Source organism: Anaerotruncus rubiinfantis, assembly GCF_900078395.1.
GTDB classification, from domain to species: domain Bacteria; phylum Bacillota; class Clostridia; order Oscillospirales; family Ruminococcaceae; genus Anaerotruncus; species Anaerotruncus rubiinfantis.
Window position 1 is genome coordinate 1 of record NZ_FKLA01000007.1, and the last position, 24,699, is coordinate 24,699.

Here is a 24,699-nt window from a genome sequence, read left to right on the forward strand (position 1 = left end):
AGCGGGTGCGTATCTTACGCGAGCGCATAGAGATCAATGAGCGCTTAATCCACAAGACCGGGAAGAAGCGCAGGGAGGCAAAAGCGGAGTTGAGGGATCTTAATGCACAGTATGAGGCGGTGTGCCGAAAGATAAAGGAGGCGCAAAATGAGACAAGCGACACCGGGAGAGCCAAGGCCGGAGGAACTAGTGTGGGCTCTGAAAGCCAAGGACGCAACGCTACTTGAAGAATATATTGAAGAGATTTCTGGAAGAACGCTTACAAGGCCCCAACGCAATATCATCCGGGCCTTAGCGATTTCTGATAAAAGGCGATGAAGGTTAGCTGTAAATATTGCGGCGGTTTCCATCCAAGAGGATACGAGTGTCCAAAGAAACCGAAACGGAAAAACGCACAGACAGCAGCATTTAAGTTCCGTTCGACAGGGGCATGGCAACGTAAAAGAGAAGAGATCAAGCAGCGTGACAAATATCTGTGCCAGATTTGTATACGCGGCCTCTATATCGACAGAGGGCCAAAGCTGACATATAGAGAGACGCATGTACATCATATCATCCCAATTGCGGAGGATTGGGACCGGAGGCTTGATGCGGGCAACCTGCTGACCGTCTGTGCATATCACCATGAGATGGCAGAGGCGGGAGAGATCCCAAGGGCAGAGTTATTGAGGATAGTGCAAGAGCAGGATGAGACCTCCCCCGGGGCATGTGAAAATTTGAACGCAAAAAGTGTCAACACCAACAGCGGCCCTCTTTTTATGATAAAATCCCAAAACGAAAGCCGGTGAAGCAATGGCGAGACCCGCAAAAGCGGTAAACGTACAATCCAAAAATCTTACAAATGCGGAAAAAGAAGCGCGGACCTTTCTGGAAAATGCAGTGAAGGGCAAAAAAGGAACGCTTGAACCACCGGGATATTTTACGGACGGACAAAAATCGATCTTTCAATATATTGTGAACCAGCTGAACGACTGCGGAATATTGGGATCGCTGGACATCTACATTTTGACTACATGCACGATTGCCATTGACCGCTTGGAAAGCATCGAACGGCGCGTGAATGAGGACGAAAGCCTAATGAGCGATTCAGTGCTGATGGCCACCAAGGACAAGTATACGAAAGACCTTTACCGGTGCTGTAATGAGCTTTGCTTATCTCCGCAGGCACGGGCAAAAATCGGGTCACTGGCGGCGCAGGCGGCAAAGCAGAGGGAAGATCCGCTGTTAAAGGCGCTGAGGGAAGATGATTAAAGAAACCCGCGCCTATCAATATGCAAAGTGGTGCGGCCTGTCGGGAAACCGCAAGGTAGGAAAGTACATCAAGAAGCAGGCAAAGGCGTGGTTGAAAATTGCGGACGGCAAGCATAAGAAAGCATACGTTAATGAACAGTCAGTCGGGAAAGTCCTGCGGCTGCTGCGCCTGATGGTTCACCCGGACCTGCAAATTCCAATGGATGAGGGGCTGGAAGATTACGCGCATTTTCTCATTATCGCCGTGTTCTGCACGAGGACGAGGGACGACAACCGGAGATTCTACACAACGGCATTGCTGGAAATCGCTCGAAAGAACTTTAAGACATTCAATGCGGCGGTTATCTTTATCCTGGGAATGCTGACCGAACCGCAGTTTTCCCGCTTCTTTTCGGTTGCGCCGGACTACAAGCTGTCGAGCGAGCTGCGGCTGGCGGTGCGAAAGATTATCAAGGTCAGCCCTGCGCTGGCGGATCACTTTAAAATCAACCGCGACATGATCACCTGCCTGTTAAACGATATCGAATACACGCCGCTGGCCTACTCTAACGACGGCATGGACGGCAGGCTTGCAAATATCTTTCTTGCGGATGAAGCGGGGGCGTTGGACAGCTATCCGGTGGAGGCAATGCGCTCGTCACAGATCACCATCCGCAATAAACTGGGTATCATCATTTCCACCCAGTACCCAAACGATAACAATGTCATGATAGACGAAGTTGACATAGCTAAAAAGGTATTGGATGGGCTGCTTGACCGGGAGGATGTGTTTTCCCTGCTCTATGAGCCGGACGAAGAGCTGACCAAGGAGTGGGAAAAGAATGATCTGGTTATTTTCCAAAGCAATCCGGCGGCGGTCAGCAATGCCGAAATTTTCAAATCGATCAAAGACTTGCGTACAATGGCCGTTTTGTATGAAAACAAGCGCGAGAACTTCCTCTGTAAGCACTGCAACATCATGTACAAGGGCCTTGGTGTCGAAGGTTACATCGATATTCAGAAGGTGAAGCAGTGCGCAAGGAAGGACAAAGCGGCCTGGTGGAACGGGCGGCGGGTCTGGCTGGGGCTGGATCTGGCACAGACGGACGACAATACCGCTGTTGCGATGCTGGCCGAAGAGGACGGGACCATCTATGCAAAAGTGTGGGGATTTCTGCCAAAGGACCGGGTGGAGCTCAAAACCAAAAAGGAACAGGTGGATTATCCGCGCCTGATTCGGGAGGGCTGCTGCTTTGCCTGCGGCGAAGGGGTCATAGATTATGGGTTTGTGGAACGCTTTATTGTCGACTTGCCGAAGAAATACGGTGTCGAGATCGTCGGATTGGGCTTCGACCGTTATAATGCGCTATCTTCGGTGCAGAAGCTGGAAGAGGCCGGGATCGAATGCCTGGAAATTAAGCAGCATTCTTCGGTTCTGCACCCGGCAACCAAGCTGCTCAAAGAATGTGTGCTTAAAAAGAAGTTCACTTACGATGAAAACCGGTTGCTTGAAATTAACTTCCAGAACGCGCGGTGCACAGAGGACACCAACCTTAATAAATATGTCAACAAGAAAAAGTCCGCCGGAAAAGTGGACATGGTAGTGGCGATCATCAATGCGCTTCACCCGCTGCAGGTCGAACTGATTAACGGAGAAACAGATTTTGTGATTCAGACGTGAAGGAGGATTCTATGGGGCTGTTTAAACGCAAAGGGCAGGAAATACGAGCGGATACCAGTGAAGTGCAGATGGACGATCCGCTGTTAAAAGCACTGCTCGGCGGCGGAAATGTCACGAAGGATATTGCCCTGCAGGTGCCCGCTGTGGGCGGGGGTATCGACCTGATTGCAAATATCGTGGCGAGCACACCAATCAAGCTGTATCAGGACAATGGCGGCAAAGCGGAGGAAATTAAGGACGATCCGCGCCTGCGGCTGTTGGGGGATGAGACAGGGGACACCCTGAATGCAAACGAATTCTGGAAAGCCATTGTGCGGGACTACTATACCGGAAAGGGCGGGTACGCCTATATCAACCGGGAAAAGGGGAGTTTCAAAAGTCTGCATTATGTGGACGAGACGGAAATCTCAATCGTTAAGAATCCGGACCCGATTTTTAAAGATTTCGATATCCTGGTACGGGGTCATACATACAAGCCCTATGACTTTCTCAAAATTCTGCGCAACACCAAGGACGGGGCACAGGGCGTTCCGATCACGCAGGAAAGCTCAAAACTGATTGAAATTGCATATCAGACCTTGTGCTTCGAACGAAACCTTGTGAAGCGCGGAGGGAACAAGCGGGGATACCTGAAAGCGCAAAAAAGAGTGGAAGCGGGCGTCCTGTCGCAGATAAGGGAAGCATTCCGGCGGCTGTACAGCAACGACGACGGAGAAAACATGATCGTGCTGAATGCGGATATTGATTTCCAGGAGGCGTCAAACACTTCGGTTGAAATGCAGCTCAATGAAAACAAGCTGACCAACGCCGGGGAGTTTTCAAAAATATTCCACATCTCCCCGGAGGTGATGTCCGGGAAGGCGACCGAAGAAGATACGGCAAGCCTTGCAAAGCTGGCGGCAATCCCGCTGATGATCACCATCCAATGCGCGCTCAATAAGGATTTCCTGCTGGAGAAAGAGAAAGGAAAATATTATTGGGCGTTTGATACGAAGGAACTGCTGAAAGGCGACATGAAGGAGCGGTTCGACGCTTACAAGGTCGCGCTGGACGCGAACTTCATGCAGATCGATGAAGTTCGCTATGCGGAGGATCTGGAACCGCTGGGGCTTTCGTGGGTGAAGCTGGGATTACAGGACGTTCTGTATGATCCGAAAACAAAGCTGCTTTACACGCCGAACACCAATCAACTCAACCGGATGGAGCAGCGGGAGATCAAAACAATCGAAAAAGGTGGTGGGGAAAATGAAAATTGAACTTCGAGCTGACGGGGCGCACATCAGTGGCTATGTCAATGTCACCGAAAAGAAGAGCCGTCCGGTCATTACGCCGCACGGCAGGGTGATCGAAGAGATTGAGCCGCGCGCATTTGAAAAGGCGATTGACCGGGCGGGCAATATCACAGTTACGGTGGATCACGATAATAGTCATGTGTATGCCAGCACAGACGAAGGCACATTGAAGCTGTACGAGGACAATATCGGCCTGCATGCGGATGTACTCATAACGGATGAGACGCTTATTGAACTTGCGAAGAAAGGCAAGATCAGGGGCTGGTCGTTTGGAATGTATAATGTGCAGGATGAGCTTGAACAGCGTGCGGATCAGCTGCCATTGCGACGGATTAAGGCGCTTGATCTGGAACATTTGACCTTGGTTGTCAAGAAAACCCCTGTCTATTCCGCAACCTCTGTGGAAATACGCGCAGATGCGGAGGTGGAAATTGAAACCAGGGCGTTTGAAGATGTTCCCAAAGTCACCGAAGAACCGCCGCCGAAACCGGCGTTCGATAACTCTGGATACCATGAAAGAATAAACGCGATCAAACACTGATTATTGGAGGGAATTTGAAAATGATTAATCTGAAAGCACTGATGGAAAAACGTGCGGAACAGCAGCAGATCATGGAAAACCTGCTGCATACCGCAGATACCGAAACCCGCGCGATGTCCGAAGAGGAAGCCGCGCAGTTTGACGCGGCGGAGAAGGAAATCCGGGCGATCGACGAAACCATTGCCCGCGAGGAACGCGCCCGCAAAGTGGAAAAGAAAGCCGTCCCAAGTGAGGCGGAGGAACGCGCGGCTGATGAGGAACGCGCCTTTGCCGACTATGTCATGGGCAAGGTGCCGGAGCTGCGCGCGGGAGAGCAGAACATGGACATGGGAAACAATGGGGCCATTATCCCAACCAGCATTGCAAACCGGATCATCAAGGAGGTCAAAGACCGCTGCCCGATCTTGGCAAAAGCGACCATCTACAACGTGAAGGGTACGCTTAAAGTCCCGGTGTGGGGTAAGGCGGATTCCACCCATGACATTACGGTCGGTTATCAGACTGAATTCACCGAAATCACAGCGGATTCCGGCGCGTTCACTTCGGTTGACCTTTCCGGTTATCTGGCCGGTGCGCTGACCCTGATTGGGCGCAGCGTCGAAAACAACGGAACGTTCAGTGTTGTCAACTTCATCGTCAGCCAGATGGCGGAGGAAATCGCGCTGTTTTTGGAAAGGGAACTGCTCATTGGCACTTCCAGCAAGGCGACTGGCGCGCTTTCGACCACCACCACCCTGACTGCAGCATCCGCCGCAGCGATCACCGCCGACGAGCTGATCGATCTGCAGGCAAAGGTCAAACAGGTCTATCAGGGGAATGCCTGCTGGATCATGAACCCCAGCACGTTCACCGCGATCAAGAAACTCAAGGACGGCAACAACCGATATCTGCTCCAGGATGACGTAACCGGGGAATTCCCGTACCGCCTGCTTGGAAAACCGGTCTACCTCAGCGACAACATGCCCGCCATTGCCGCGAGTGCAAAGGCGATCCTGTATGGGGATTGCAGCGGCCTTTCAGTCAATATGCGGGAAAACATCTCTATCGAGGTGCTGCGGGAGAAATACGCGACCCAGCACGCAATCGGCGTTGTCGCCTGGTTTGAGTTTGACAGCAAGGTCACCGACAACCAGAAGCTTGCGGCCCTGGTTATGAAAGCGTCCTGATGATTGTTAAGGCACAGGTGAGCTTTTCCGGGCTTATATCCATGTATGCAGGGGAAACCAGAGATATCCCGGCGGGGGAGGTCTTAAACGACCTTCTTGCCGCCGGGTACGTGGAGCCAATGGAGGAAAAGCAGCCGAAAAAGAGGGGAAAGACGAATGAAACCAAGTGAAATTACCCCGGATGAAGTCATAAAGTATGCGCGCATGGACGACATGGACGCGGATCTGTCCCCGGAGGCGCTGCTTGCAGCGGCAAAGGCGTTTGTCAAGAGCTATACCGGGCTGACCGATGAAGAACTGGACAAGCACGAGGAAATTTCGATTGCGATTCTGGCGCTCTGCGCGGACATGTATGATAACCGACAATCAACGGTGGAAAATGATAAGGTGAACCGGGTGGTGGAAACAATCCTGGGCCTGCATTCGGTGAACCTGCTGTGAGGTGGTGCTCATGAATCTTGCGTCACGGCTAAATTGTCGCGTGGATCTTTATGGAAAAAAGGAAGCGAAAAACAATTTAGAGGAAAAGACATACGACTATGTAAAAATTAAAACGCTTTGGGCAGAAGTCAGGCCTGTATCGGGAAGTCAATATCCGATTTCTGGCGGTATGTTATATGCTGAAATAACCCATAAAATCACAATCAGAGCCGAATCTGCAACTGAATTGACAAATGACATGTATTTCCTGTTTCGCGGGCAGCGGTATGACGTGAAATACTTTATGCCGAACTATCGGCAGCGCGATCGAGTGGAAATCTATTGCAGACTGGTGGTGGAGTAATGGCAGATGGATTCGACACGAGCGAAGTTGATGCTTATGCGGATTTGCTACTGGAAATTGCACAGCGGGATCTCCCAAAAGAAAGCAAGAAATTTGTTCAACAGGAAGGAAATAAGCTCCGCAAAAAGACTTTAAGTCTCGCTAATCAACGCGTTAAAAAATCCCCCAACCACAAAGGCGGTGAAGATTCCCGATATCACAAAAACATCAAGCGAGGGAAAGTCTACATCTATAAAGGAAACGGCGGGACGGCGGTGCGCGTCCACTCGTCAAAAGCGCCGCATGCACACCTGATCGAATATGGGCACCGCATTGTCGATGAGAACGGAAACGAAACTGGAACTGTAAAAGGAAAGTATGTGTTCGAGGATGCAGCGAAGCAATTCGAATCAGAATTCAATTCCGATATTGAAGATTTTCTCGACGAGGCTTTGGGAGGGATCAGCAAGTGACGCTTTTTGACATCAATCTCGCTGTCAATGAGCGGATTAAGTCCGCAAAAAAGGGAGGGGCTTTTGAGAACGTCCCACTGATCGATCAGGATGTGGAAGAACCAATCGAACGACCTTCCATCAAGGTGGAGACCGGGGATGGGAACGGGGGGAAATTTAACGGGTGTTGCTTGGAACGAACCGTAACCGTCAGAATCTATTTCTTTGCAAAGAATAGGCAACGCCCGAAGCCAGAGAATACAGAAATGCGGGAACTGCTCGAAAATGCATTTATGGACGATCTCTTTGTTGGAAGCGGGGCAATCCCGATTGACGAAGTACAAAGCGTCGTGACTGATGGCGTGCTGATCTGCTCATTTGACCTTTACCGCGTGGAACTTCTCCCGGATACTGACGACAGGCCGCTCATGGATACACTCAACATTCACGAAAGGGTGAGTTAATTGAAACTGCCAACCATTGAAATTATATTTAAACAGCTTGCGAGCACCTTTGTGTCAAGGTCTGAACGCGGAATCGCGCTCCTGATTTTGAAGGACGACACCGACGAAACGTTCAGCACACGGATGTACCAGAACGAGCGAGAGCTGTTCATCGACAAGGAAAAATATACAGCTGAAAACTATCAGCAGCTTGCGGATGCAATGACATTCTTGCCGTCGAAGCTCTATGCTGTCAGAATTGGCACAACCGACACTTTAGCCGATGCACTTGCAATTATCGCAAAGACGGTAAAAACCGGTTGGATTGCCCATGTTGGAACCGCAGAGGACTATACTGCATTGGCCGAATGGATTAAGTCGCAGCGTGTTTTGAATCACAGGACCTATAAAGGGATCGTTTTCAAAAGCGCAGCAGATAGCAAGTATATTGTAAACCTTGCAAATGAGAAGGTGACGTTTTTGGACAGCCGTGGAGAGCAGACCGGGGATAAATACATTCCTTCCTTGCTTGGGATTCTTGCCGCCTGCAATATCAGCAGAGGCGCGACAAACTATATCTGCGCCAATCTGAAAGCGGCGGAAGAACCTGCGGATGTTAATGACGCACTAACCGCTGGAAAGATGATTCTGATTAACGATTTTGACGACGTGCGAATCGGGCTTGGAATCAACAGTATGACCACGCTGACCGGAAATGACACGGAGGACATGAAGTATATTGACATTGTGGAAACGATGGATCTGATTGAGGACGATATTCGAGATACCTTCAAGAATCAATACCAGGGACGTTATAAAAACAACCTGGATAATCAGATGCTTTTCGTATCCGCAGTTAATACCTACTTTGACACACTCGAGAGAAACGAAGTTCTCGACAATAATTATGCCAACAATGCGGACATTGACATCACCGCGCAGCGTGCCGCGTGGATTGCCGAAAAACCGGAGGCGGAATATTGGGATGATGCAACGGTCCGAATCACTACATACAAGCGTGATGTTTTTCTGGATGGAAATATCAAAATTCTTGGTGCTATGGAAAACCTCAGATTCCCGATTTCGATGTTTTAAGGAGGGGTAAAAATGCCAAATGAAAACAGAGTTTTAACTGGTACAAGTGGAAATGTCTGGCTGAATGGAAAACGGCTCGCACTGATAAAAAAAATCGAACTAAAATTGACAGGATCGTTTGAAGATGTCGGCTTTTGCGGTGATCCAGCAACATACAGCATCTTTACCGGGTATTCAGGTGATGGCTCCATTACGCTGCAAAAGGTGGACAGCATGGTCCTATCCCTGTTGTCTGATGCGTATTCAAGCGGCGTGATGCCGGATATCAAAATTATTACCAAACTGACTGATCGGGCAACAGGACAGTCAGAGCGTTCATCTGTAGAAAATGTGGTGTTTACCGAATTTCACCTTGCAAATTTTGAACAGAAAGCGCTTGTGGAGGAAGAGATACCGCTTAAATTCGCGAAGTACCGTATCCTTGAAAAGATTGCGGAGGAATAAAAGATGGCAAGGGAAGATGTAAAACGAGCCACAATAAAGGATCTGATTGCCCGCAAGACGCAGCGTGAAGCCGATAAATTTAAAACAGTTGATGTGTTCGTGCCCTCAATGAATGCGACGCTTGTTTTCAAGAAGCCAAGCGACGTTCTCCTCATGGATACAATTGACGAAATGGGCGATGGTACAAGCACACGGCAGCAGATGGATGCCATGAAAAAGCTGATTTATCAGACCTGCGATCTGCTGCAAAGTCCTGAACTACATAAAGGGCTTGACATTACAGACCCTTTTGACGCGGTCGACGCAATTTTCGATCTCGCGGATATCGGATCAATTTCCGAGCAGATTGCGGAGCTGTTTGGCATGAATGGCGTTGAGGACAAGGTAAAAAACTTGTAGCGCGCGACCCGGAGTTGAATTTGATGGCTTTTTATGTAGTTCGGGGCTGGAGATTAAAGGATCTTGCAGCTCTGGACAGTTCCGAAAAAGTATTTCTGGGATGCGCGCGCGACCTCTATTACAAGGAAATAGGAGAAATCATAACAGGACTGTTTGGCAAAAAGGGGGCGTAACGCTTGGCGAAAACGATCAGTACCATTTTGAATCTGAAAAACAATATGAGCCAAGGATTGCTCAAGGTCAATAAAGACCTGAAGGGTATGTCGAAGGAAGCAAAGGCAGCGACCTTGCAGGTTAAGCATATGGCTGACAATTTTCAGAAAAAGATAAATGGTATGGTGTCCAGCGCAAGTAAACTCATTAAGGCGGGCGCTGGGATTGCGGGAGCGTTCGCCCTCAAGACCGGACTTTCCGAAGCAATGGATCTGGAAGGATTCAGGACACAGCTAGAAACCGCTACAAAGGACACAAGGCGGGCCGCAGAGGTTATGAAATATGCTATTGACCTTGCAAACAAAACGCCGTTTGAGGGTGGAGAGCTTGTTTCTGCGGCGAGTTCGTTGGAAATGTTTGGTTTGAAATCCGAACGTTGGCTTCCGGTACTTGGAGACGCCGCAGCAGGCGTCAATCGGAGCATGGCAGATATCCAGAGCGGATTTATCAAAGCCGCGACAACCGGCGACTTCGCCTCATTGCGGGATACTCTGGGCGTTACAAAGGAAATGGTCGATGAATACGCAAAGGCAAACCTTGGGGGCAGTTTTCTAAACAGCAAGGGGCAGATTACCGACGCGGCAAAACTTCAAGATGCACTTGAGGCACTGCTTAACGACCGCTATGCCGGAGGCATGGAAAAACTCGCCAAGACTACGCGCGGGGTATGGAGCACAATTACCGGCGTTACAAAGAATTCCCTTGCGCGGATTGTAGGAATGCAGAATGATGGCACAGTTAAATCCGGGTCTTTGCTTGACTATATTCGTGAAAAGGCGACCGTTTTCGCAGACCTTTTGCAGAAATGGCAGAATGATGGGACCCTTGACAAAATCGCCAACGGTGCGGCAGCGGGATTCCAAAAGGTCGTGGAATCGCTTTCCAAGGTGGCAAAATTCGCGGCTGAAAACAAAGATACGATTCTGGGGATTGTGGCGGCATTCGGCGGATTTATGGCCGGGTCGAAAATCGCTGCCGGTATCAAGTCAATTGTCAGCGGGTTCAACACCTTGAAAAATATTCTTTTCGTCACATCAAAAGGCGCACTTGCATTTTCTCCCGCCGGATGGATCATTCTTGGGATTACGGCGCTTGTCACAGTGTTTGTCACGGCATACCGTAAAAGTGAAACCTTCCGCGATAAGGTGAATGCACTGTGGGCAAAGTTTAAGGAATTCGCGGCGGGCCTAAAGGCGCAGGTTGTGCCGAAGCTGAAGGAGCTGTACGGGTGGTTTCAACAACACATTCTTCCGGTTGTGGGTAACTTTATCAATCTGATAAAAACTGCATGGACAGCGTTGCAACCGTTCGTCGCATGGTTGGCCGAAAAGCTGGGTCCGGTATTTGAAAGAATTTTTGGAAGAATGAAAACCTATGCGTCTGACTTCTTCAGCGGCATGAAAACGTACATCGAAGGTATGATGTCCATGTTTAATGGACTTATCACTTTCTTAACCGGCGTATTTGAAGGGGATTGGACAAAAGCCTGGGAAGGGATCAAGGAGATCTTTTCCGGTGCGTGGACAGCACTGGGGGGCATGGTAAAAGCCCCTATCAATCTGATTATAGATGGTCTAAATTATCTGATTAGGGGCTTCAACGAGTTCGCAAACTTTAAAATGCCGGAATGGGTCCCGGAGGGACTTGGTGGCGGAAAAACAGTAGGCCTTGCAATCCCAGAGATCCCGCATTTCGCACTCGGCACACAGTTCTTCGGAGGAGGACTTGCCAAAATCAATGAGCGCGGCGGCGAGATTGTAAATCTGCCGAACGGTTCAAAAGTGATACCTGCCGACAAATCTCGCGTAGGTGGTAACGTGACGGTCAATGTGACGATCCAGGGGAACCTTATCGGAAATCGAGAGTATGCCGATTATCTAGGTGGCGTGATTATGCGGAAAGTTCAAACCGCACTCATCAACAGCTAGGAGGTGATTGTGTGGCTGATATCTATTTAAGCTCTGGTGGCCGGATGTATCGACTTCCTTTCATCCCTGCCGAAATGCCGGAAGTATCAGTTTCCGCACGCAATGAAGAATTTCCAACCTATCAAAGCGGTGTTTACAATATTATGGGCGGCGCTGGGTTGCGTGAGATATCGCTTGAAGGAGTTCTGCCAGGGCGATCCTATGACTTTGCAAAAAGCAGTGTGCGCGGAAAAGAAATTATCAATATGCTGGATGTGGCCATGCGCAGAAAACGAACGGTGCGGCTTGTTATAAGCGGAAGGAATACGATCAATCTTTTGGCGTCCGTTGAAAGCTTGGCTTACCATGAAAACCAGACGGGAAACATCGTATACAGCGTAACCTTCAAGGAGTACCGCAATGTTTAAACTTACGGCGAACGGCAGGAGCATCACCGACAAATCAAATAACATTTCATGGGGAACAGACGCCGCAACGCTGGGCGCGCAAATCACCTTTGACAGTCTGTATAACATTCCAGAGGGGACGGTAATAAGCACCTTCTTTGATGGAAAAGAGGATATCCGAGCAATCGTATGTGAAAAAACGGCGAACAAATACACATTCAGCTATGTGGCGTTCGACTATGCCCATCTTCTGAAAAATGAAGTGACAAAACAATTCAATCAAATGCCCGCAAACGCCGCCATTACTTCCATTTTAGGCGAATACGGTGTGAAATGCTCCTGCTGTTCTATCCCGACCCTCATTACACAGATTTACAAGGACAGCTTGAATTCAATCCTGGACGATATTCTCAGCCAGGGAGAAGCGGATCAGGGGGTTCAATACGTGCGGGAAATGCAGGCAGATAAATTAGTAGTTGACCGCCTGACGAATAAAAAAATTTCACCAGTTCTGCTGGTCGGAGAAAGTCTCTCCATTGTAAGCAGCATCAAAGAACTTGTGAACCGTGTGATTGTGGTCAGTGGCGGAGAAGAAAACACGGCGGTTCAATCGGTTGCGGAGGATGCCACCAGTATTGCCAAATATGGGTTGCATCAGATTATCGAGAATGTGGATGACAAGGATGTGGCGCGAGCCGCTTCCATTGCAAAGAACAGACTATCCGAAGGAAACCGTGTCGTACATACTTGTACCGTTCCGGTTTTGGCCCTTGCGGGCGGTATGCAGGTAAAGGCAAACCGAATGGTCCAAATAAAAGCGGGACCTCTAAACGGATGGTATCGGATCAGGTCGGCGGAGCATTCTCTTGTGGATGGGAAACACCAAATATCAATCGGATTGGAGTGGTAGCTGTGGGATGGGCCGACGAAATGGCAGCGCAGTTTCGTCAAAGAGACAACAAGGCAGAGATTCGGCCGCAGATTGGCGAAGTGATATCGCATTCCCCATTGCGCATTGCGCTTTTGGCTGATGCGGTTATTTTGGAACCATCGCAACTTTATGTCTGCTCTGCCCTTGCGGAAGGGCAGAAGCGAACCGCGCAGATAGAGATTGTGCCAGCACACGCGGCGCTCCAAACCATAGACGAAAACGGGAGTGTTACCGGGCAGGGAAGTATAACCTTTACGCAGCCATTAAAGTCGGGTGATCTGGTAGCCTGTATTCCGACCGCTGTCACGCCGGGAAAAGCACAGAAATTTATTGTGATTGATCGGGTGGTGCAATGATATTTCCGGAGTATGAAGTAAAAATCAGCGACGACGTTTTGACGGAGCGTCGAGAGCGCGGAAAGACGCTGGACTTTGATTTTGTATCGGGTGATTTCGTCCTGAAGGACGGGAGGATCATCCAATTGGCTGGTGCGGATGCTGTAAAAATCCGCATTGAAAAGTGCCTGCGAACGATCTTGAATAAGTACGAGATCTACAGGCAGGATTCGGAGCCTTACGGAGTGAATACCTTCGATTTAACGAACCGGCAATATCCGTTTGCTTTTCTTTGCGCTGAGGTGGAACGCGAAGTGACCGAAGCGCTTTTGCGGGATTCTGAGATTCTTGCCGTGAGCGAATTTACTTTTAAGCGGGACGGGAGAACCTTGGAGACGTCCTTCGCTGTGGAAAGCATATATGGCGAACAGGAGGTTCAATACCAATGGCTGACAGTGTAGCAACGATTCATGAAAGGATGCTGGGAAACATTGACGACGAATTCGACAAAAATAAGGGCGAGTTCGTATATGACCTTACAATGCCAACAGCGATAGAAACGGCAAGATTGGATGAAAAGTCAGATTATATGTTGGATCAGGGGTTCGTGGATACCGCCACAGGAGATAACTTAGACCGAAAATGCGCCGAGAAAAATGTCATCCGCAGACAGGCGACCTATGCAAGCGGGGTGGTGACCATTGCTGGTGTTGCGGGGGCAGCGATCACCGCAGGCGAATTGGTAGCGAGCGATACCGTGAGCTTTGCCTTTACACGCGACGCATCACTTCCTGCATCCGGCCAGATTGATATAGAAGTGATATGCCAAACCGCCGGCGCGGCCGGTAATGTTCCGGCGGGCGCGATTAAAAGCTTTCCGAAAACACTTGAAGGATTGAGAACAGTTACAAATGCAAAACCATTTATCAACGGATACGATCAGGAAAGCGATGACAGCCTTCGGGAACGGTATTACATCAAAGCCCGCACGCCTGCGACATCGGGAAATAAGTGGCATTATCTCGGATGGGCGAAGGAAGTTACCGGAGTTGGAGACGCAAGGGTTTTTCCGCTTGACAATGGTCCAGGAACGGTCACGGTTATAATTATAGACGCCAACATGCGTGGAGCCGATGATGCGTTGATCGCGTCCACGCTGGCGCACATTGAAGAAGTACGGCCAATCGGGGCCGCCGTTACGGTCAGGAGTGCGGAGGAGCTACCGGTAAACGTATCTCTTACCCTGCAAATAGACAGTGAAAATTATACGATGGAGACAGTACATGAAAACATCAAAAATTCGCTGATTGAATACCTAAAGGATATCGCTTTTCAAGAAACCTATGTAAGCTATGCCAAGATCGGAAACACAGTTCTTAACTGCGCTGGTGTGCTTGATTATAACAATTTGACACTTAACGGCGGAACTGCAAATATTCCGATTGAAGATACGCAGGCCGCAGTTCTTGGAGGTGTGATCTTTGGATGATCGAACACTTACCGAAAAAATGCCCGTCTATTATCAAACCTCAAAATTGACGGCGGCGATCAATGGCGCAAATGCGGATGAGTTAAACCGAATTGAAAAACGCTTTGACGATGTTCTGGATCAATTCTTTGTGAACACGGCGGATTTTTCACTCTCCAGATGGGAAGAAGAACTCGGGCTGGAAGTCAACGAAAACTACGATATTGAATACCGACGCAGCCGTATTATTTCAAAACTGCGCGGGACTGGGACCGTAACGGTTAAATTGGTAAAGAGTGTGGCCGAAAGCTTTTCAAATGCTGAGTGCGAGATCATCGAGCATCCTGCGGAATATCGCTTTACTGTCAAATTCGTCGGGATGATAGGCATACCGCCCAACATGGAGGATCTTCGCGCGGCTTTGGAGGATTGCAAGCCTGCACATTTAAACTTTGATTTTGAGTATACCTATAATACTCATTCGGATCTGTCACGTTTTACACATAGCGAGTTGTCGGTGTGGACGCATTTGGAACTGAGGGAGGGAAATCTGTCTTGACCGAAACCACAAACTATAAGCTGAAAAAACCGGCACCAAATGAAAATTATGATGTAGAAGATTTCAACGGGAATGCCGATATCATTGATTCCAAACTGAAAGAGCATGCGGATGGGAAAGCAGCGTTAGAATCCGCGCTGGCAGGCCACACACAGAGAATCACACAAAATGAAACGGATATTACCGATCTGGAAACGAGCAAAGCCGACAAAATCCTAACTGGTTACACAAAACCATCAACGGGCGGAGCGCTCACGCCAACGGATACAGTCAATGAGGCGTTGGGAAAGCTGGAGGCGAACCTGGATGCGGCAGAGGCAGCAATTGCGGGCAAGGCCGATCCATCCGACCTCATCACCGTAACCCTCCCCGTGGCCTCATGGGTCAAGGACAGCACCCGCGAGATGTGGACGCAGGCGGTAACGCATAGCTCCATTGTGGACGATGTGCGCATTGGGATCAGCGTGGACGACGACACACAGCTTGCCCTTATGGACGCGGGCGTAACCTTACGGATTGACAATAACAATGGCACAGCTACGGCAAAAGCATTTGGAGCGATCCCAGAGAGTAACATCACGGTGCAGCTGACCTTAACGCCGGTGGAGGTGGTAGCGTGATCTACGGCGAGGAGCTAGGCGGGGGCGGGATCAGTACAAAGACAATCCCACCGCAGGGGCTTAACCTGACGCTCAAGGGCGGCAACGGCAAGATCGACTGCACCTTTACCGGGATCGCCTCGCAGTGGCTATATCTCGGGCAGTATTACCGGCTCATTGCAAAGCCCGGCAGTGCGCCATCCTCCCCAATGGACGGGGTACAGATTAAGGACGTGCAGGTCGGGGCAATCGGGGATGCGGTTATCTCCGCGAGCATCGAGGGGCTTACCAATGGGGTGCAGTATTATGTGCGGCTCTATGTCCGGGGGGATAATGGATGGCAGACCAGCGTGGACGCGGTGGGGACGGCTACGCCGGTGGCGGGGATAGCGATTAGCACCTTGGCGGTGGGGTCAGAGGTCAAGCTAAATCTCGGTGGCGTGCCATATAATCATTTGGTTGTGCATCAGGGAAATCCAGATACGGTCAAATACGATGCGAGCTGTAACGGTTCGTGGTGCATGATCAAAAATATTTATGAAAAAAGAGCATGGGGAACGCTCAGCACCACCAGCTATGCAAACAGTACGATCCATGAATATCTTGATGGTACCTATTTGGGGCTGTTTGATAGTGGGATTCAGAACGCTATAAAACAGGTTAAAATTCCATATTTAACAAGTCTTTCTTCGACATCGGTTTATTCAGGGGAAAACGGATTATCTACAAAGGTTTTTTTGCCAGCTGCATCTGAGCTGGGATATGTAAATGTTGATAGCTGGGTTATAGCTTCGGACGGGAAGAAGCTAGACTATTTTATCTTAGGGCGTGATGATGCTGCTAACAAAAAAAGAATTGCCTATTATGACGGGATAGCAAGCCTTTGGTGGTCGAGAAGCTCAAATGCGAGCAATTCAAAAATATTTGATCCAAGCGCAAGTGGCGGTTACGGAAACTCGAGCAGGGATGGAAAACTTGGAATAAGACCTATCATAATATTCCCCTCCGATCTCTTACTCGCCCCCGAACCTAACCCCGACGGCTCTTACAGCCCGCTCGCAGCTTAGGAGGTGATCTCATGTCAGACATAAAAGGCAAGGCCCTATCCTTTGGCGGGATTAACACCCGCGACCTTGCGTCGCAGGTGGAAAACCTCACGCTCAAAGGCGGGGACGGCAAAATAGACGCAACCTTTAGCGCGGTGGACGCGGCATACGCCTCACTGGTCAAATACTACGTCGTGACCGCCAACACCCACATGCCAAACGGCCCATCGGATGGCGTGTCGGTCATGGTACTGCCGGGGACGGGGACGCTCTCATGTGTCCTGTCGGGGCTTACAAACGGCGTAGTCCATCATGTGCGGGTATTTATCCGCTGTACCTATGGATGGCAGACAAGCCCTGTGGCCTATGGGGTGGCAACACCTATGGCGGGGATTGCGATTAGCACCTTGGCCGTTGGAGGCGAAGTCAAATTAAATCTTGGCGGTGTGGCTTACAATCATTTGATCGTGCATCAGGGAAATCCAGATGCGACGATGTATGATACAAGCTGCGACGGAGCTTGGCTATTAATAAAAGATATATACGAAATGCGGCAATGGCATAGCGCCAATATCAACGACTATGCCAACAGCACAATTCACAGCTATCTGAATAGCACCTATCTTAGTCTATTTGACAGTAATATTGCAGCTGCTATTAAGCAAGTTAAGATTCCATATCGGCCGGGAAGTGGAACCAGCAAAACAGTAAACAGCGGGGCTGATGGATTATCCGCTAAAATTTTTTTGCTGAGTTCTACGGAAGTCAGCTTTAACCACAGCTATATGCCTACCCGTGAAGGCGCAGAGCTGTCCTACTTCGCAGGTTGTGCAGACAACAGTTCCGACAGCAAGCGTATTGCAACACTGAACGGTTCCACAATGCACTGGTGGCTCCGCTCCCCGGCCATCATCGACTCCACGTACGCCTCGTACGTCGGCTATGGCGACTGGCAAAACTCCAAGTGTTCCAACTCTGGCGGCGTCCGCCCCGCGTTTACCCTGCCTGCGGACATGCTCTTTAACCCCGCTCCCAATCCCGATGGCTCTTATAGCCCACTTTAAGGAGGCAACATGATCTACATAGACAACACGCAATCCCCCGACACAATCGCGTCTGTCACAATGGCGCGAATCAATGACCAAAGCGAGGAGATACTCATCCTTGCATTCCCGGCCACGGGCCACGACGCAATCCGCGCCCTGCTCGACCCGGCGCAAGAGATCCGCGACGAGCAGGAAACCACCATCAGCCGGTACATCCCGCGCATCTGCTATGACATCGCGGACATGGACAGCAGGACGTGGGCCAAAATCCGTTTACGCAGCCGCAGCACCGGGGACAACCCAGCGTATTATCAGGCGCTGCATACAGAGGCCGAGCGGCAGGTGACGGCATTGGAACTGGCCCGCGCGACCGCAGAACAAAATTATACCGCCGCAATGCTTCACGCGGCGGCGCTCGAAGGAGGGACAACCACATGACCTATGATGAGATCCTTGCACGGTACATAAGCAAATTCCTGACGGACAAGCAGCTCGACGGGACAGGAGCGGTTGAGGGAGATCCTGAATTTACCGAAAACTGCGTTGCCGTCCAGTGGATCACCCAAGAGCAGGCCAATGCGATCCGAGCGGGAGCGGTTGATCCCGAAACGGCGGACATGCTGGCGGCTATCAACATCTATGAGGGAGGCGAATGATATGGGCATGTATGAGGACAGAGCGCGGGTAAAGATGGCAAATTATCGGGCGGCAGCATCCGGCACCACCGACGAAAAGGCGATCCTTGCGCCGGAACTGTTTGACCGCTGGAGCGCCGAAAGCGTCGCCTATGCCGTGGGAGACCGGGTGCGGTACGGGGATCTGCTCTATAAGTGTCTGACTGCACATACCTCACAAGCGAGCTGGACACCTGACGCGGCCCCGTCTTTGTGGGTACGGATAGATGATCCTGCAATCGAGTGGCCGGAATGGAGGCAGCCGCAGGGCAGTACAGACGCTTATGCAAAGGGCGCAAAGGTCAGCCACAACGGCAAGCGCTGGATTAGCGACCTTGACGCGAATGTCTGGGAGCCGGGCGTGTCGGGCTGGACGGAATACACCGAAAATTAAGGGAGGATTACATAATGAAAATCAATTGGGAAGTACGCATTAAAAACCCGCTCTGGTGGGCGCAGATGGCATGTGCCGTTGTCCTGCCGATCCTCGCATACTTTGGGCTTGCGTGGGAGGACATGACCTCCTGGGCAGCGCTGGGAGATATCTTTGTCGCAGCCGTGCAGAATCCCGTTGTGGTGGTGGCGGTGCTCGTCTCGGTGTTTAACGCCCTGACCGACCCGACAACCGCAGGCGTGAGCGACAGCAATCGCGCAATGGGGTATGTGCAGCCGTACAAGGACAGGGTGGTCAAATGAGTCAGCGTCTTACACTCCCGTTTAAAACGCTGCTTGTCACAGCGGGGTACAAGCACCCGGATTATTACGCCTACTGGAGATTCCACCATTACGGCGTGGATTGTTACGATCCCAACACCCATGATGTGCTTGCGCTGGGTGATGGCGAAGTGATTGCAGCCGGTCAGGACGGACCGGCCACCACCGGCAAACTCTCGCGGCTGGGGCTTGTGGCGGTTATCATCTACCGGGATGTGCTCTGCAATAACGGCAAGGTGTGCGATCTGGTGGCCCGGACCTATCACCACGCAAAAGTGCAGGTCAAGGCCGGGGATAAAGTCAAACGCGGACAGGTTATCGCGCAGTATGGCAACACCGGCGCGAACACGACCGGCCCACACCTGCACATTGAGTTTGACACAGATACCAAATTCCCAACGCTGGCCTATGGGGTATCGGTAACGGCCAACAACCGGATCATCAACACGCTGGCGGAATACAAACGCGCGGGAGGATTGGCGGACAGCACGATAGACCCGGACGACGTGTGGTTTGTGGGAGAGGGCCAGACCATCAAGGGCTATTCTGGAGGCTGGTACAATCCCGATGATGTTGAGGCCCCGGAGATGCCGCAGGACGGGCCGGACTATGCGGCGCTATACGAATCCGTAGTGGCCGAGCGGGACGCGATCCAGGCCGATTATAACGGCCTGATATCTGATTTACAGATGCTTATGAATAAGTATAAGGGGTGAGCCGATGTCGTGCGAAAACTGCCAGCTTGAGAAACGGGTGGATGCGTTGGAAAAGGACAGCTTGCGCAATCAAAACACACATAGAGAGTTTTATAATCGTTTTGAGGAGCTAAAAATCGATGCGGCGGGCAGCCGAAAGGACTACCAGACGATTATGGCGACGCTGGCAGAGGTCAAGAGCGACGTTAAGGAGCTAAAGGACAAGCCTGCAAAACGCTGGGATCAGGTTGTGGGGATCATCCTGCAATGGGCGATCGTCGGCCTGCTGGCGGCAAATACATTTATCAAATAAAAAAGACGTACCAGCCGATTATTTCGGCTGGTACGTCTTATCTTATGTCTTGATAACGTACTTGCGGGGCGCGGCCCGCTCCCCGGAGCTCCGCCGCCTTGCCTGGTGCGGGGTAACATAAATCAGCTTGCCGTTTTTACCACGGCGATAATGGCCGCGCACTGACCATGCAAATTTGCGGTAGTTTCGCTCGGTTGGGATCTCGTGCCGGTCGATGGAGTATCTCCGGACTTTTGACCGCAGTACAAACGTGTTTGCCTGCTTGCCGGTTCCCCGGTTGGTACGGGGCCGGGACGAGCGGCTCACGGGGCGATCCGCATACTCAACATCCGGGCGGTAATAGAGCAAATAAAAGGTCACATAGCGATAGAGGTTAATAATATCGTTAGCCTCCTGGTGGAGTTCGTCATCGCTGGCCCATGCAGTGATAGGCATCAATGTCTCGACATTGTACCGCAAGGATAGGCGGCCTTTATCATCCTCCACTGTGTCATTATAATCAAACGTTACCTGTACCTGTTTTTTACCCTCCATATAAGAGAGCAGATAGGTTTTGGTTGGTGTGTCATGGCAGACATATATTTCCTGACTCGTTGATCCGAGCGGGAGCTGACCTCCAAAATTTTTTTGAATCCACTCTGCCGAGTAGGTGATACGGATCACGTACTCGTCAAAAAGCGGCGGAAGGATCTCCGGGGGCTTATGACTCCAAAAGTAATCCCGCAGCTCATCAGCCTTTTCGCGGTCAAGCTCAATGGCGGTCAGTTTTGCAAGCCGTTTGTGTGCGGGTTGGTACATGCTCTGACCTCCCTCACTGCAATAAAAAAGACAGAGGGCGGGCGTTTTAGCGCCCGCCCTTTTCCTTAGGATATAGGATACTTTCTCAATTTCAATCCACAAATCCAATTTTAAAGTTGGATTTGACAATTACAGTATACATGATTTTTGTAAAAATGCAAGACCTAATAAATTAATCTCGACAGATCGCTACAGGGATGGAGCGCATATCTCCGTTTATGTCCGGGTAGATGAGGAGCATACCGCCAGCAATCGCTTTATCAATCAGCGCGTCCTGATCGACTGCGCCGAAATATTTGGATTCGGCCTCTTGTGGATGCGCGCAGACCACAAAGCACATATCAGATGTTCCGGTCTTGGAGTTGCGACCAGGGATGCCCATTTCCGGTGGATATTTTTCGCTCGTGGACACCCAGTCTGGGACTGCCACATCGATGGTACGGCGCTGGCAGTTACCAGATCCGGTTACTCCGTATGACCCGACAATATTGATGATTGCATCCGCCTTAAAATGATAGGTCGGGGGATTGTGCCCGCGATCGACCGCAACGTACCCGACTCCGACTTGGATCTTCATGATTTGCCCTCCTTTTTTAAATTTCAACGCCTGGGAGACTATACCTGATAGGGTCGTCCGAATGCTCATTGTTGTAGGCAATCAAAAACGAGCTGAGGTCCATTTGCTCGCCGCCAACGATGCTTGCCCGCACAGTCCAGCTCGCACCTTTGACGTATTGGAGGGCGTACAGACCACGGGCGATTGCGAGAGCGTCATCTTTATTCATTTGCTTAAAGTATTCTTGTCGTGCCATATACTGGATATTAAAGATGAGCTCGTCGAGGGCTACAACGTGCGGCTCGCGCTCATTTCGCGGGAATCCAAACGGGTCGGTGTCCTGCATTTTACCCGCGTCGTAATCTAATGCGATTTCCTCGGTCACAGAATCCACGCGCTCAGACAGTCCCAGTTCGGCCACCTTGTATTCGATCCGGGCTTGCATAGTCTCGTCTTTAAGATATTTGCGGATGTCGATGTTAGTCATGTCGTGATCTCCCTTCGCTCGCTTGACTTTGTTTTCCCTTACCTTGTATCTATATTATAATATAATTGTACAAGTATATCAAGCGGTAAAATGCACAAATCGAAAGAATGTTTTAGTTATAATTGTACAATTATAACTATTCAATCGGAATGTCACGGTCAATTAACAAATTGATGTACGAATTGATAGACATTCCCAACTCATCGGCTCGCGCCTTGATACGCTCCTTTCCGCCGTTTTCCTTTTTAACGAGCAATCGGATTTGATCATATGTTTTGCCTGCATATTTATTGCTGGCCCTTGTTTGAGCTTTTCCCATGTTATCACCTCAATCTTATTATAGCACAATAAAATAATTGTACAACTATAAAACTTGCACAAATATAATTGTACAACTATGGTTATTTTACCACTTGAAATAATTGTACAATTATATTATAATATAGACAAGAGGTAAGGGGAAAACGAAAAAAACGGAGGTAACACAATGAAATACGAAATGAGCAGAGGCAGAAATACCATCATCATCGATACCGAAGCCGGAACGATCTCGGGGAAAACTTACGAAATGCGCGATGTCATTAAATCCGATCTTTACGCGAAATGGGATGCTGCAAATAAAGTTTGGCGCTCCGACAAGCTGGCCGAGACGATCGAAGAATATAAAGAGTACCTCACTCGCTGCTACAAGCTGGCAGAAATCAAAACCGCCGAAACTGTTACCACTCATAAGCACATCCACACAGACGGTCTTTGCCCCATCTGCCACACCTATTGCTGCGGGGACTGCATGGCGAATAGATAAATGAGAGGTCAATAAAAGAGCCGCCTTCGGGGCGGCTTTCCTTTACGCAAAAAGACCCGCACGCTGCGGGCATTAGGCATGCTTAAAGCTTACCATATATTAGCATTATTAATTTAAGAAATGATATTAATAAAATTACCCATCTGTTAGCGTTTGCTTACTGTGCATTTACTGTGCATTTTATGCTCCTTTTTAGTGCTGTTTCATCCGTTTTTAGTCCAAAAGTAAACGCAAGCATAATGCCGCGCAAACCCGCATCGTAGGCTGATTTACGCATAAAAACAGGCTCTGCAAGCGGATTGCTTACAGAGCCTGTTTTGGTGGAGGAGGATGGATTCGAACCATCGAAGTCACTGACAACAGATTTACAGTCTGCCCCCTTTGGCCACTCGGGAACTCCTCCATATTCAGTTGAAGCACATGCAGGGTTTTCAGGGTTGGTGGAGCTGGTGGACGGACTCGAACCCCCGACCTGCTGATTACAAATCAGCTGCTCTACCAACTGAGCTACACCAGCAGATTCTAAAAACCCTCATAGCGACGGAACTTATTCTATCACGATCAGCGCGGAATGTCAACAGGTTTTTCCAACAAAAACCTCCATAATCCGAAATTTCGATCGATTTCCAGGCCGTCATCCGACGGCCTGGAAATACTGCCGGATCAGTTGCACATATTTTTCCGCAAGCTCAAAGTTGACGCCATCCTCCAGGAAGGTACCCTGCAGCGGCAGATTGCCGGCCACCTGGGTGTCAAGTTTGGCCACGAAGTCCGCTGCGCTGCGCCGGTATTCGTAGTCGGCATAGGTAATATCGGTGTCGATCAGGTTGACCGCGAGCTTGAACAGTCCAGAGGAAATTTCCTCTCCGGCCGCGCTGAGATTCTGATTGACGATCTCCGCCACCAGTCCGCCAAGCACCTTGCTTTTTTCCTGCGGGCTTTCATAACCGGGGTAGGCAAACATGTTCGCAATATCCTGCCCGTCGAGCCGGCGTTTACCCGCGCCAAGATTGATATCGAAGCCGTCCTTTTGATAGATGATATCATAGGGCAGTTCATAGACAACCGAACCCGCAGTGTCCGCGATGCGAATGAAAGCATCACGCTTCAGGACGGCATATTTGTCCACAGCCACGCCAAGCCGCTCGGAAAGCGCAGCCTTCACCGTGTTGCCGCCGCCTTTTTGGTAGGCTTCGCGCAGAGTCATATTCGCGCCTTCGAGCGTTACGATCGCTTCAGGCGGCAGCAGGGTGAGCGGAACCTGACCGTACTGCGGATTGAAGCGGATCAGTAGAAATTCCCCCGGCCCATCCGCTCCCAGCCCGATCACTGCCATTGTGAGCGTATCGGCGGCCTGCGGCCGGAAGGTGAACTCGTCGCCGCTGCGCGTCCGGTCGGTCTGCGGCATCGAAGGCTGCACCGCCATCACCGTTGCGATCATGATCGCGGAGAGCAGAACCAGCGTCAGCGTGAATGCCAGCAGGAAGCTGCGCCATTTGTTTTGCCGTTCCTTATCCATCCCACGGCCTCCATTCCTTTCGTTTCCAGTAGTTTTGGCCGGTTTGCAGGCGGTTTATTCAGTCCGGCATCATTGCATCGAAAGCTTTCCTGTGCTAAAATAGGACCAGCCAAGAGCAAAT

Annotated in this window: 37 protein-coding genes and 2 tRNA genes; 32 read left to right on the forward strand and 7 right to left on the reverse strand. The window is 50.3% G+C overall.

What is annotated here, in order from left to right; all coding sequences use genetic code 11:
• From BN4275_RS17635 to BN4275_RS00995, 31 genes are all read left to right on the forward strand, one after another.
• The coding region (locus tag BN4275_RS17635) for a hypothetical protein (RefSeq protein WP_207644484.1) at window positions 1-227 on the forward strand (227 nt) is incomplete at its 5' end.
• An 87-nt stretch (window positions 228-314) separates the two neighbouring features.
• A complete protein-coding gene (locus tag BN4275_RS17870; RefSeq protein ID WP_066452662.1) occupies window positions 315-788 on the forward strand; it encodes an HNH endonuclease in 474 nt (157 codons plus the stop codon).
• Window positions 789-879: 91 nt separating this feature from the next.
• On the forward strand, window positions 880-1,251 hold the full coding sequence (locus BN4275_RS00860) for a P27 family phage terminase small subunit (protein ID WP_341423367.1): 372 nt from the start codon (window positions 880-882) through the stop codon (window positions 1,249-1,251).
• Complete coding sequence (locus BN4275_RS00865; RefSeq protein WP_066452666.1) at window positions 1,244-2,911, forward strand: terminase large subunit; 1,668 nt, start codon at window positions 1,244-1,246, stop codon at window positions 2,909-2,911. Before BN4275_RS00860 ends, BN4275_RS00865 begins: the two co-directional genes overlap by 8 nt.
• An 11-nt stretch (window positions 2,912-2,922) precedes the next feature.
• Window positions 2,923-4,167, forward strand: coding sequence for a phage portal protein (locus BN4275_RS00870; protein WP_066452668.1), 1,245 nt, complete (start codon window positions 2,923-2,925; stop codon window positions 4,165-4,167).
• Window positions 4,157-4,744, forward strand: a complete 588-nt coding sequence (locus BN4275_RS00875) for an HK97 family phage prohead protease (protein WP_066452669.1) — start codon at window positions 4,157-4,159, stop codon at window positions 4,742-4,744. The genes BN4275_RS00870 and BN4275_RS00875 overlap by 11 nt, the downstream gene beginning before the upstream one ends.
• 20 nt (window positions 4,745-4,764) lie before the next feature.
• A complete protein-coding gene (locus BN4275_RS00880; RefSeq protein WP_079987972.1) occupies window positions 4,765-5,910 on the forward strand; it encodes a phage major capsid protein in 1,146 nt (381 codons plus the stop codon).
• The gene (locus BN4275_RS17495; protein WP_187116822.1) at window positions 5,910-6,080 is read left to right on the forward strand and encodes a hypothetical protein; all 171 of its coding nucleotides are present in this window, start codon (window positions 5,910-5,912) and stop codon (window positions 6,078-6,080) included. The genes BN4275_RS00880 and BN4275_RS17495 overlap by 1 nt, the downstream gene beginning before the upstream one ends.
• The gene (locus BN4275_RS00885; RefSeq protein ID WP_066452672.1) at window positions 6,067-6,351 is read left to right on the forward strand and encodes a head-tail connector protein; all 285 of its coding nucleotides are present in this window, start codon (window positions 6,067-6,069) and stop codon (window positions 6,349-6,351) included. Before BN4275_RS17495 ends, BN4275_RS00885 begins: the two co-directional genes overlap by 14 nt.
• Before the next feature lie 10 nt (window positions 6,352-6,361).
• Complete coding sequence (locus BN4275_RS00890) at window positions 6,362-6,694, forward strand: phage head closure protein (protein WP_066452674.1); 333 nt, start codon at window positions 6,362-6,364, stop codon at window positions 6,692-6,694.
• On the forward strand, window positions 6,694-7,146 hold the full coding sequence (locus BN4275_RS00895) for a hypothetical protein (RefSeq protein WP_066452676.1): 453 nt from the start codon (window positions 6,694-6,696) through the stop codon (window positions 7,144-7,146). Before BN4275_RS00890 ends, BN4275_RS00895 begins: the two co-directional genes overlap by 1 nt.
• Window positions 7,143-7,589 (forward strand): phage tail terminator family protein, encoded by a 447-nt coding sequence (locus tag BN4275_RS00900; RefSeq protein ID WP_066452678.1) that lies wholly within the window; start codon window positions 7,143-7,145, stop codon window positions 7,587-7,589. Before BN4275_RS00895 ends, BN4275_RS00900 begins: the two co-directional genes overlap by 4 nt.
• Before the next feature lie 87 nt (window positions 7,590-7,676).
• Entirely contained in the window at window positions 7,677-8,663 is a 987-nt protein-coding gene (locus BN4275_RS00905; RefSeq protein ID WP_242863525.1) for a phage tail sheath C-terminal domain-containing protein, read from the forward strand.
• Between the two features lie 12 nt (window positions 8,664-8,675).
• Entirely contained in the window at window positions 8,676-9,107 is a 432-nt protein-coding gene (locus tag BN4275_RS00910) for a phage tail tube protein (protein WP_066452681.1), read from the forward strand.
• 3 nt (window positions 9,108-9,110) lie between these two features.
• Complete coding sequence (locus BN4275_RS00915) at window positions 9,111-9,506, forward strand: hypothetical protein (RefSeq protein ID WP_066452682.1); 396 nt, start codon at window positions 9,111-9,113, stop codon at window positions 9,504-9,506.
• A 176-nt stretch (window positions 9,507-9,682) separates the two neighbouring features.
• A complete protein-coding gene (locus BN4275_RS00920; RefSeq protein WP_079987973.1) occupies window positions 9,683-11,647 on the forward strand; it encodes a phage tail protein in 1,965 nt (654 codons plus the stop codon).
• A gap of 11 nt (window positions 11,648-11,658) precedes the next feature.
• Window positions 11,659-12,054, forward strand: coding sequence for a hypothetical protein (locus BN4275_RS00925; RefSeq protein WP_066452684.1), 396 nt, complete (start codon window positions 11,659-11,661; stop codon window positions 12,052-12,054).
• Window positions 12,047-12,943, forward strand: a complete 897-nt coding sequence (locus BN4275_RS00930; protein ID WP_066452686.1) for an XkdQ/YqbQ family protein — start codon at window positions 12,047-12,049, stop codon at window positions 12,941-12,943. Before BN4275_RS00925 ends, BN4275_RS00930 begins: the two co-directional genes overlap by 8 nt.
• Before the next feature lie 2 nt (window positions 12,944-12,945).
• A complete protein-coding gene (locus BN4275_RS00935; RefSeq protein WP_066452688.1) occupies window positions 12,946-13,320 on the forward strand; it encodes a DUF2577 family protein in 375 nt (124 codons plus the stop codon).
• Window positions 13,317-13,760, forward strand: a complete 444-nt coding sequence (locus BN4275_RS00940; RefSeq protein ID WP_066452690.1) for a DUF2634 domain-containing protein — start codon at window positions 13,317-13,319, stop codon at window positions 13,758-13,760. The genes BN4275_RS00935 and BN4275_RS00940 overlap by 4 nt, the downstream gene beginning before the upstream one ends.
• Window positions 13,745-14,788, forward strand: a complete 1,044-nt coding sequence (locus BN4275_RS00945; RefSeq protein WP_066452693.1) for a baseplate J/gp47 family protein — start codon at window positions 13,745-13,747, stop codon at window positions 14,786-14,788. The genes BN4275_RS00940 and BN4275_RS00945 overlap by 16 nt, the downstream gene beginning before the upstream one ends.
• Window positions 14,781-15,326, forward strand: a complete 546-nt coding sequence (locus BN4275_RS00950; RefSeq protein WP_079987975.1) for a YmfQ family protein — start codon at window positions 14,781-14,783, stop codon at window positions 15,324-15,326. Before BN4275_RS00945 ends, BN4275_RS00950 begins: the two co-directional genes overlap by 8 nt.
• A complete protein-coding gene (locus BN4275_RS00955; RefSeq protein ID WP_066452695.1) occupies window positions 15,323-15,946 on the forward strand; it encodes a hypothetical protein in 624 nt (207 codons plus the stop codon). Before BN4275_RS00950 ends, BN4275_RS00955 begins: the two co-directional genes overlap by 4 nt.
• Window positions 15,943-16,992, forward strand: a complete 1,050-nt coding sequence (locus tag BN4275_RS00960) for a DUF6273 domain-containing protein (protein ID WP_066452697.1) — start codon at window positions 15,943-15,945, stop codon at window positions 16,990-16,992. The genes BN4275_RS00955 and BN4275_RS00960 overlap by 4 nt, the downstream gene beginning before the upstream one ends.
• An 11-nt stretch (window positions 16,993-17,003) precedes the next feature.
• Complete coding sequence (locus tag BN4275_RS00965; RefSeq protein WP_066452699.1) at window positions 17,004-18,035, forward strand: DUF6273 domain-containing protein; 1,032 nt, start codon at window positions 17,004-17,006, stop codon at window positions 18,033-18,035.
• Between the two features lie 9 nt (window positions 18,036-18,044).
• Window positions 18,045-18,455, forward strand: a complete 411-nt coding sequence (locus tag BN4275_RS00970; protein WP_066452701.1) for a PDZ domain-containing protein — start codon at window positions 18,045-18,047, stop codon at window positions 18,453-18,455.
• On the forward strand, window positions 18,452-18,673 hold the full coding sequence (locus BN4275_RS00975; protein WP_066452703.1) for a hypothetical protein: 222 nt from the start codon (window positions 18,452-18,454) through the stop codon (window positions 18,671-18,673). The genes BN4275_RS00970 and BN4275_RS00975 overlap by 4 nt, the downstream gene beginning before the upstream one ends.
• A 1-nt stretch (window position 18,674) precedes the next feature.
• Window positions 18,675-19,085, forward strand: coding sequence for a carbohydrate-binding protein (locus BN4275_RS00980; RefSeq protein ID WP_066452704.1), 411 nt, complete (start codon window positions 18,675-18,677; stop codon window positions 19,083-19,085).
• Between the two features lie 14 nt (window positions 19,086-19,099).
• Window positions 19,100-19,387 carry a phage holin gene (locus BN4275_RS00985; RefSeq protein WP_079987976.1) on the forward strand — a complete coding sequence of 96 codons (288 nt, stop codon included), beginning with the start codon at window positions 19,100-19,102 and terminating at the stop codon, window positions 19,385-19,387.
• Window positions 19,384-20,121, forward strand: coding sequence for a M23 family metallopeptidase (locus BN4275_RS00990; protein WP_066452705.1), 738 nt, complete (start codon window positions 19,384-19,386; stop codon window positions 20,119-20,121). The genes BN4275_RS00985 and BN4275_RS00990 overlap by 4 nt, the downstream gene beginning before the upstream one ends.
• Window positions 20,122-20,125: 4 nt before the next feature.
• The gene (locus tag BN4275_RS00995) at window positions 20,126-20,413 is read left to right on the forward strand and encodes a hypothetical protein (RefSeq protein WP_066452706.1); all 288 of its coding nucleotides are present in this window, start codon (window positions 20,126-20,128) and stop codon (window positions 20,411-20,413) included.
• Window positions 20,414-20,455: 42 nt separating this feature from the next.
• Here BN4275_RS00995 and BN4275_RS01000 read toward each other — a convergent pair whose 3' ends face one another.
• The 4 genes from BN4275_RS01000 to BN4275_RS01015 all read right to left on the reverse strand — a co-directional run bounded on the left by BN4275_RS01000 (window position 20,456) and on the right by BN4275_RS01015 (window position 22,573).
• Window positions 20,456-21,211, reverse strand: coding sequence for a hypothetical protein (locus BN4275_RS01000; RefSeq protein ID WP_066452708.1), 756 nt, complete (start codon window positions 21,209-21,211; stop codon window positions 20,456-20,458).
• Window positions 21,212-21,383: 172 nt separating this feature from the next.
• Window positions 21,384-21,788: a hypothetical protein gene (locus BN4275_RS01005; protein ID WP_066452710.1), complete on the reverse strand. Its 405-nt coding sequence runs from the start codon at window positions 21,786-21,788 to the stop codon at window positions 21,384-21,386.
• A 16-nt stretch (window positions 21,789-21,804) separates the two neighbouring features.
• Window positions 21,805-22,254: a hypothetical protein gene (locus BN4275_RS01010; protein ID WP_066452712.1), complete on the reverse strand. Its 450-nt coding sequence runs from the start codon at window positions 22,252-22,254 to the stop codon at window positions 21,805-21,807.
• A 136-nt stretch (window positions 22,255-22,390) separates the two neighbouring features.
• Complete coding sequence (locus tag BN4275_RS01015; protein ID WP_066452716.1) at window positions 22,391-22,573, reverse strand: hypothetical protein; 183 nt, start codon at window positions 22,571-22,573, stop codon at window positions 22,391-22,393.
• 168 nt (window positions 22,574-22,741) lie between these two features.
• Between BN4275_RS01015 and BN4275_RS01020 the strand changes: the two genes are divergently transcribed.
• Window positions 22,742-23,059, forward strand: a complete 318-nt coding sequence (locus tag BN4275_RS01020) for a hypothetical protein (protein ID WP_066452717.1) — start codon at window positions 22,742-22,744, stop codon at window positions 23,057-23,059.
• Between the two features lie 318 nt (window positions 23,060-23,377).
• Here the strand turns inward: BN4275_RS01020 and BN4275_RS01025 are convergent.
• The 3 genes from BN4275_RS01025 to BN4275_RS01035 form a co-directional block, all read right to left on the reverse strand.
• A tRNA-Tyr gene (locus BN4275_RS01025) sits at window positions 23,378-23,462 on the reverse strand.
• Between the two features lie 38 nt (window positions 23,463-23,500).
• A tRNA-Thr gene (locus tag BN4275_RS01030) sits at window positions 23,501-23,576 on the reverse strand.
• A gap of 117 nt (window positions 23,577-23,693) precedes the next feature.
• Window positions 23,694-24,578, reverse strand: coding sequence for an LCP family glycopolymer transferase (locus tag BN4275_RS01035; RefSeq protein WP_066452718.1), 885 nt, complete (start codon window positions 24,576-24,578; stop codon window positions 23,694-23,696).
• Window positions 24,579-24,699: the final 121 nt, after the last annotated feature.

Bases quoted from the DNA above. Each gene is read 5' to 3' on its own strand.
- BN4275_RS00945 (WP_066452693.1), top strand. From the start codon at position 13,745: ATGGCTGACAGTGTAGCAACGATTCATGAAAGGATGCTGGGAAACATT.
- BN4275_RS01010 (WP_066452712.1), bottom strand. From the start codon at position 22,254: ATGACTAACATCGACATCCGCAAATATCTTAAAGACGAGACTATGCAA.
- BN4275_RS01000 (WP_066452708.1), bottom strand. From the start codon at position 21,211: ATGTACCAACCCGCACACAAACGGCTTGCAAAACTGACCGCCATTGAG.
- BN4275_RS00910 (WP_066452681.1), top strand. From the start codon at position 8,676: ATGCCAAATGAAAACAGAGTTTTAACTGGTACAAGTGGAAATGTCTGG.
- BN4275_RS00930 (WP_066452686.1), top strand. From the start codon at position 12,047: ATGTTTAAACTTACGGCGAACGGCAGGAGCATCACCGACAAATCAAAT.
- BN4275_RS00965 (WP_066452699.1), top strand. From the start codon at position 17,004: ATGTCAGACATAAAAGGCAAGGCCCTATCCTTTGGCGGGATTAACACC.
- BN4275_RS00990 (WP_066452705.1), top strand. From the start codon at position 19,384: ATGAGTCAGCGTCTTACACTCCCGTTTAAAACGCTGCTTGTCACAGCG.
- BN4275_RS00975 (WP_066452703.1), top strand. From the start codon at position 18,452: ATGACCTATGATGAGATCCTTGCACGGTACATAAGCAAATTCCTGACG.
- BN4275_RS00875 (WP_066452669.1), top strand. From the start codon at position 4,157: ATGAAAATTGAACTTCGAGCTGACGGGGCGCACATCAGTGGCTATGTC.
- BN4275_RS01005 (WP_066452710.1), bottom strand. From the start codon at position 21,788: ATGAAGATCCAAGTCGGAGTCGGGTACGTTGCGGTCGATCGCGGGCAC.
- BN4275_RS17495 (WP_187116822.1), top strand. From the start codon at position 5,910: ATGATTGTTAAGGCACAGGTGAGCTTTTCCGGGCTTATATCCATGTAT.
- BN4275_RS00970 (WP_066452701.1), top strand. From the start codon at position 18,045: ATGATCTACATAGACAACACGCAATCCCCCGACACAATCGCGTCTGTC.
- BN4275_RS00980 (WP_066452704.1), top strand. From the start codon at position 18,675: ATGGGCATGTATGAGGACAGAGCGCGGGTAAAGATGGCAAATTATCGG.
- BN4275_RS00880 (WP_079987972.1), top strand. From the start codon at position 4,765: ATGATTAATCTGAAAGCACTGATGGAAAAACGTGCGGAACAGCAGCAG.
- BN4275_RS00915 (WP_066452682.1), top strand. From the start codon at position 9,111: ATGGCAAGGGAAGATGTAAAACGAGCCACAATAAAGGATCTGATTGCC.
- BN4275_RS00885 (WP_066452672.1), top strand. From the start codon at position 6,067: ATGAAACCAAGTGAAATTACCCCGGATGAAGTCATAAAGTATGCGCGC.
- BN4275_RS00985 (WP_079987976.1), top strand. From the start codon at position 19,100: ATGAAAATCAATTGGGAAGTACGCATTAAAAACCCGCTCTGGTGGGCG.
- BN4275_RS00865 (WP_066452666.1), top strand. From the start codon at position 1,244: ATGATTAAAGAAACCCGCGCCTATCAATATGCAAAGTGGTGCGGCCTG.
- BN4275_RS01015 (WP_066452716.1), bottom strand. From the start codon at position 22,573: ATGGGAAAAGCTCAAACAAGGGCCAGCAATAAATATGCAGGCAAAACA.
- BN4275_RS00890 (WP_066452674.1), top strand. From the start codon at position 6,362: ATGAATCTTGCGTCACGGCTAAATTGTCGCGTGGATCTTTATGGAAAA.
- BN4275_RS00995 (WP_066452706.1), top strand. From the start codon at position 20,126: ATGTCGTGCGAAAACTGCCAGCTTGAGAAACGGGTGGATGCGTTGGAA.
- BN4275_RS00895 (WP_066452676.1), top strand. From the start codon at position 6,694: ATGGCAGATGGATTCGACACGAGCGAAGTTGATGCTTATGCGGATTTG.
- BN4275_RS00870 (WP_066452668.1), top strand. From the start codon at position 2,923: ATGGGGCTGTTTAAACGCAAAGGGCAGGAAATACGAGCGGATACCAGT.
- BN4275_RS17870 (WP_066452662.1), top strand. From the start codon at position 315: ATGAAGGTTAGCTGTAAATATTGCGGCGGTTTCCATCCAAGAGGATAC.
- BN4275_RS01020 (WP_066452717.1), top strand. From the start codon at position 22,742: ATGAAATACGAAATGAGCAGAGGCAGAAATACCATCATCATCGATACC.
- BN4275_RS01035 (WP_066452718.1), bottom strand. From the start codon at position 24,578: ATGGATAAGGAACGGCAAAACAAATGGCGCAGCTTCCTGCTGGCATTC.
- BN4275_RS00940 (WP_066452690.1), top strand. From the start codon at position 13,317: ATGATATTTCCGGAGTATGAAGTAAAAATCAGCGACGACGTTTTGACG.